Origin of the sequence: Promicromonospora sp. NPDC050880, from assembly GCF_044456525.1 — a bacterium.
Lineage (GTDB): Bacteria > Actinomycetota > Actinomycetes > Actinomycetales > Cellulomonadaceae > Promicromonospora.
Genome location: NZ_JBITFV010000010.1, coordinates 188345 through 194513, shown reverse-complemented (window position 1 = coordinate 194513; position 6169 = coordinate 188345). Strand labels below are relative to the sequence as shown.

The window sequence follows — 6169 nt, the reverse complement described above, 5'->3', positions numbered from 1 at the left end:
TGCCTCAACCCCTCGGCGGCCCCCCCCCCCCCGGGGGGGGCCCCCCCCCCCGGGGGGGCCCCCCCCGGGCCGGGCGCCCCCCCGGGGGGGGGCCCCCCCCCGGGGGGGGCCCCCCGCCCCGCCGGCCGGTCAGTCCCGGGCCATCGCGGCCCGCAGGTGGGCCTCGACGTCCACGTAGGCGTCGTCCGCGACGTCGAACACCACCTTGTGGATCGTGCCGCCCGTGAACTCGAAGCTCGACCCGGCGTACAGGCTGGAGACCGCGTCCCCGCTGTCGTAGCCGATGCACAGACCCTCCCCGCACAGCGAGAAGTGGCCCAGGACGGTCCGGATCTCCTGCTCGGCGACCAGCTCGTCGTCCACCCACAACCGCAGCGGACCGATCGCCTCGCGGTACTCGCCCGTGCGCTCCTTGGCGAAGTCGACGCCGACGACGTGCCGACCGCTCGTGGGCGCCGGTGCCGAGACGCGGATCTCCGGCGGGATGCCGAGGAAGTTGTACGCATAGGTCACGGTGCCGTCCCTGAGGAAGAGCGCATGGCCACCGAACCGCGAGCCCTGGGCGAAGACCACACCCTCCGTGCCGGGTTCCAGGTCGAGGTCGGCGAGCACCTTGTAGGACACGCCGTGCACGTTGGCGGCCGAGCGCTCGGGAACCTCCGACGTACCCGGGTAGTAGGTGTACTGGCCCGTCGGCGGCACCGGGACGTGGAACTCCATCCTCATGTAGGTCTCGAAGTCCTTCGCGTTGCCGAGCACCTGCAGGTCGTTGAGCGGCAGCACGTCGTTGGCCCGCGCCTCGCGCATCCAGAGCTCCTTGAGCTCCTCGACCCGGTCCGGGTGCTGGGCGGCGAGGTCGTGCGCCTCCGCGCGGTCCTCGTCGGTGTGGAAGAGCTGCCACCGGTCCCTGTCGAAACCGCTCATGCCGCTGACCGGCCCGTGCTCGGTGACCGCCTTCCAGCCCCGGTGCCAGATGCCGCGGCTGCCGAACATCTCGTAGTACTGGGTCTCCTTGCGCGTCGGCGCGTCCGCGTCGTCGAAGGAGTACATCATCGACACACCCGACAGCGGCGTCTGCTCCACCCCGTCGACGACGTCGGGGAACTCGACCCCGCACGCCTCCAGGATGGTCGGCACCACGTCCGTGCAGTGGTGGTACTGGTGCCGCACCTCGCCGCGCGCGGAGATGCCCGCCGGCCAGTGCACGACGAGCGGGTCGCACACCCCACCCTGGTAGGTGTACCGCTTGAACATGCGGTACGGCGTCGAGAACGCCATGGCCCAGCCCGTCGGGTAGTGGTTGTAGGTGTCGGGGCTGCCGAGCCGGTCCACCATCGAGAGGTTCTGCTGCAGGTCGTCCGGGTAGCCGCCGAAGACCTTTCCCTCGTTGACCGACCCGTCAGGGCTGCCCTCGGCCGAGGCCCCGTTGTCCGCGCAGTACAGGATCAGCGTGTTCTCGAGCTGTCCGGACTCCTCCAGGTAGTCGACGATGCGACCCACCTGGGCGTCGGTGTACTCGGAGAAGCCGGCGTACACCTCCGCCATCCGGCAGAACAGCGCTCGCTCCTCCTCGTTCAGCCCGGCCCACGGCCGCACCCTGTCCGGCGGGGTGAAGGTGCCCTCCGGCATGGGGTTCATGGGCGTCAGCTCCGTGCCCTCGGGCAGCACGCCCCGCTCGATCATGCGCGGCAGCACCCACTCGCGGTACGCCTCGTACCCGTCGTCGAAGGCACCCTTGTACTTGTCCACGTACTCCTGCGGGGCGTGGTGCGGAGCATGGTTGGCACCGGGGCAGAACCACAGGTACCACGGCTTGTCCGGCTCGGTCTGCTTGCTGTCCCGGATCATCCGCAGCGCCTGGTCGGCGAGGTCCTTCGACAGGTGGTACCCGTCCTCCGGACCGTACGGCTGCGCCACGTACCGGTTGCCCTCCGCGAGGGACGGGAACCACTGGTTGGTCTCCCCGCCGAGAAAGCCGTAGAACTGGTCGAACCCCTGACCCAGCGGCCAGCGCTTCTTCGACGCCCCCGTGGTCCACTCGTCGATCGGCACGTTGTGGTTCTTGCCCACCCAGAACGTGCTCCACCCGGCGTCGCGCAGCACGGTCGCGAGCGTCGCGTTCGACGGCGGGATGTGCGAGCTGTACCCCGGGAAGCCCGTCGAGCTCTCGGAGATCGACGCGAACCCGTTCAGGTGGTGGTTGCGCCCGGTGAGGAACGTCGAGCGCGTGGGCGAGCACAGCGCCGTCGTGTGCCACTGGGAGTAGGTGAGGCCGCCGGCGGCGAGGCGGTCCATCGTCGGCATCTGGATCCGGCCGCCGTAGGGCGACCAGGCGGCCTGCCCGGTGTCGTCGTAGAGCACCACCAGCACGTTGGGGGCGCCCTGCGGTGCCTTGTCGGGGAGGAACGCGTCCCAGTCCCCCTGCGAGTCGCGGACGTCGAGCTCGATCCTGCCCTGGAACTCCCGTGCCATCTCTTTTCCTCCAGCTCGGTCACGCCCCCGCCCCTGGATGTTCCGCGGGCGCGGGCGCGGGCCACCTCACCCGATCCAGGTGAAAGGATCGGCGAGGCCCACAGCTTGGCTGACGGGTGTGGACGCGACCTCGGCACTCCCGGGCTGGCTCGCCCCCTCCCTGCGGGGGTACCGCAGGACGTGGCTGCGGGCGGACGTCGTCGCGGGCCTGGCCGCCGGCGTCGTCGTGGTGCCGCAGGCCATGGCCTACGCGACCATCGCGGGCCTGCCCGTGGCCGTCGGGCTCTACACCTGCATGGTGCCCGTGGTCCTGTACGCGCTGCTCGGCGGCTCGCACACCCTCAGCGTCTCCACGACGTCCACGATCGCCGTGCTGACGGCGTCCACGCTCGCGGCGGCCGGCGGGTCGGCGGGCGGAGCGGCGGACCAGGCGGCCGACGACGTGCTCGGCGCCGCGTTCACCCTGACCGCGCTGGTCGGCGCCTGCCTCCTGGCGATGCGGCTGTTCCGGCTCGGCTCGCTCGTGGAGCAGATCAGCCCGGCCACCCTGACCGGGGTCAAGACGGGCGTGGGGCTGACGGTCGCCGTGGCGCAGCTACCGACGCTCCTGGGTCTGGCCACACCGGCGGACGACCCGGGGTTCCTCGGCGCACTGGGCGGCGTGGTGTCCGCACTGTCCACGACGCACGTGCTCACCGCCGTGGTCTCGGCCGCCGCCGTGGGCACCCTGCTGGTGCTGCGGCGGGTGGCGCCGCGGGTCCCGGGCGCGCTGGTGGTCGTGGCGGCCTCGATCCTGCTGGTGGCACTGACCGACGTCGAGGACCGCGGGCTGGCGCTCATCGAGCCGGTGCCCGCCGGGCTGCCGGGCGTGAGCCTGCCCGTGTGGGACGAGGTCGTGCGCCTGCTGCCCGGCGCGCTGGCCATCGCCGTCATGGCGTTCCTCGAGACGGTCCTGGTGGCACGCGCACAACGGCAACGGTCCGAGCCGGCGATCGACAGCGACCGGGAGCTGCTCGCCGTCGGTGTCGCGGCCCTCGGCGGTGGCCTCAGCCAGTGCCTGCCCCCGGCGGGCGGCTTCTCCCAGAGCGCGGTCAACCTGGGTGCAGGCGCCCGCACCCAGGTGTCGGGGATCACGACGGCGGCGCTGGCCGTGCTCGTCGCACTCTTCCTCGCCCCCGTGCTGAGCGACCTGCCGGCCGCGACGCTCGCCACCCTGGTGCTGGTCGCGGTCGTGGGTCTCGTGTCGCCGGCCGAGTTCGTGCGGCTGTACCGCATCGACCGGACCGAGCTCTGGGTCGCGGCGATCACCACGGCGATCGGGCTCACGGCGGGCCTCCTGCCCGCCGTGGGCGCGGGCGTGGTGCTCACGCTGTTCCTGGTGCTGCGTGCCGTGAGCCGCAGCGCCGTCCGCCCGCTCCACCCCGCACCCGACGGCGGCTGGACCACCAACCCCCCGCCCGACGGCGAGGCCGCGCCACCCAGGCTGATGCTGCTGCACCTCGACCGCACGATCTACACGGGCAACGCCCGCCCCACGCAGGACGCCGTGCTGGCCGCGGCCCTCGCCGCCGACCCGCCGCCGCGCGCGGTGGTGCTGGAGGGCACGGCCGTCGAGCGGGCGACGGTACCGCTGCTGGACGCCGTCGAGGGGCTGGACGCAGACCTCGCCCGGGAGGGGATCAGGCTCCTGCTGGCGGCCTTCCCGGCGCGGGTGCGCCGCAGGGCGACGGTGTCGGCGTGGTGGGCGGCGGCGGAGCGGGACGGCCGGGTCCTGCCCACCGTGGGAGCCGCCGTGGCGGCGGCCGCCCCGGAACGGGCCGCGGAGCAGGCCACGGAAGAAGCCACAGGCGAGGCCACGGGAGAGGCTCCGGCATGACCGGGCCGGCGGAGCGCTCCGCGCCTCGGGGCGAGGCCACGTCCCGGCGTCCGCCCCGGTGGCTGCCGCGGGCGCTGCTCATGGCGGTGCTCGCCGTCTACCTCGCGGCGTTCGGCTGGTACGCGCTGGGCGCTCTGCGCGGCCTCGCGATCAACGTGCTCATCGCCTTCTTCCTGGCGCTCGCGCTCGAGCCCCCGGTCCTGTGGTGCGTGCGGCACGGCTGGCGGCGCGGTGCGGCAGCGGCGACCGCGCTCGGCGGCTCGCTCGTGGCCGTCGCCGTGGTGCTGGCACTGTTCGGCAACCTGTTCGTACAGCAGCTCCTCCAGCTCCTGGACGTGGTGCCCGAGGTCTACACGGCGGTCCAGGACCTCGCCGCGGAGCGGTTCGGCCTCGCCCTCCCCGACTCGGGCGATCTCGTCCGTGACGTGCTGACCACCTTCGGCGACGACGTCGCCTCCGGTGCGCTGCTGTTCGGCACCACGGTGATCGGGGCCCTCTTCGCGATGCTCACCGTTCTCCTGGTGACCTACTACCTGCTCGCGGCCGGCCCGAGGTTCCGGGCGGCCGTCTGCCGGTGGCTGACACCCGCACGGCAGCAGGAGGTGCTGACGCTGTGGGAGATCACCCAGGTCAAGGTCTCCGACTTCATCAGCTCCCGCATCGTGCTCGCGGCCCTGTCGAGCGCCTTCACCGCCGTCTTCCTGCTCGTCCTGGGCACGCCGTACGCGCTGCCGCTGGCGCTCTTCGTCGGCGTGGTGTCGCAGTTCGTGCCGACCATCGGCACCTACCTGGGCGGGGCGCTGCCCGTGGCCGTCGCGCTGACGGCGCAGGGCCTGCCCCAGGCGCTCGGCGTGCTGGCCTTCGTGATCGGGTACCAGCAGCTCGAGAACCTCTACTTCTCGCCCAAGGTGTCGGCGCGCGCGCTGGAGATGAACCCCGCGGTGAGCTTCCTCGTGGTGCTCGCGTTCGGCGCGCTGTTCGGCGCCCTGGGCGCGTTCCTCGCACTGCCCGTGGCCGCCACGATCCAGGCGACGGCGAACACCTACCTGCGGCGCCACGCGCTCATCGAGTCCCACCTGCTGCGGGACCCGACCAGGTGGCAGCCCGTGGACGACGACGAGGCGGCCGGCCCCGGACCGCGCCCCTAGACGATCTTGGGAAATGCTGCCAGGAAGCCGATCCCGACGAGCAGCAGGACCCCGGCCCCAGCGAGCACCGCCCACGATCTGCGCTCCGAGTCGAACTTGCCCGCGAGCGCCCCGAAGAACAGCACGAGCGCGAACAGGACCGTGAGCAGGGTGTAGTTGTCACCGCGCCGGTTGTCCGCGAGCGCGTCCCCGAAGTACGCGTCCGCCCGGTCGTCGGCCTGCTGCGCCTCGACCTCGCCGGGCGGCACGTAGCTGTCCAGCATGAACGGGCTGCGCGGCGCGCCGGGGTCCTGGAGCGGGCGCGCTGCCAGCCACTCGTCGAATGCCGGTGTGAAGTGGTCGGTGAACCGTTCGCGCGCGAACTGCGCCAGGGTCTCGTCCCCGTCCGCCGTCGCCTGGAGCCAGATGCCGAACACCTGCAGGTCCACCGCACGCGCCGCTTCCGCCGTGGTGGCCTCGCGGGCCGCCTCGATGCGCTGGGTGGAGGCGCGGGAGAACGCGATCGACATCTCGCCGCTCCACTTGCTGGACTCGAACCCGCTCCACGCGGTCAGCACAGCCGTGACCGCCAGCAGCACGACGGCCACGGTCTCCAGGGGCCAACGCCGTCCGGGGCGGCGCCCCTGGTCCGGCTCGGTCTCGACGGTCTCCTCCGGCATGCCCACCACCGCTC

Annotated in this window: 4 protein-coding genes; 2 read left to right on the top strand and 2 right to left on the bottom strand. The window is 72.8% G+C overall.

The window, feature by feature from the left end; all coding sequences use genetic code 11:
• Positions 1-129: 129 nt before the first annotated feature.
• Positions 130-2472, bottom strand: coding sequence for an arylsulfatase (locus tag ACIBBF_RS17305; protein ID WP_397415595.1), 2343 nt, complete (start codon positions 2470-2472; stop codon positions 130-132).
• 118 nt (positions 2473-2590) lie between these two features.
• Between ACIBBF_RS17305 and ACIBBF_RS17300 the strand changes: the two genes are divergently transcribed.
• Both ACIBBF_RS17300 and ACIBBF_RS17295 read left to right on the top strand, forming a co-directional pair.
• Positions 2591-4348 (top strand): SulP family inorganic anion transporter, encoded by a 1758-nt coding sequence (locus ACIBBF_RS17300; RefSeq protein WP_397415592.1) that lies wholly within the window; start codon positions 2591-2593, stop codon positions 4346-4348.
• On the top strand, positions 4345-5496 hold the full coding sequence (locus tag ACIBBF_RS17295) for an AI-2E family transporter (RefSeq protein ID WP_397415590.1): 1152 nt from the start codon (positions 4345-4347) through the stop codon (positions 5494-5496). The genes ACIBBF_RS17300 and ACIBBF_RS17295 overlap by 4 nt, the downstream gene beginning before the upstream one ends.
• Here ACIBBF_RS17295 and ACIBBF_RS17290 read toward each other — a convergent pair.
• Positions 5493-6155: a hypothetical protein gene (locus tag ACIBBF_RS17290; protein WP_397415587.1), complete on the bottom strand. Its 663-nt coding sequence runs from the start codon at positions 6153-6155 to the stop codon at positions 5493-5495. The genes ACIBBF_RS17295 and ACIBBF_RS17290 overlap by 4 nt on opposite strands.
• Positions 6156-6169: the final 14 nt, after the last annotated feature.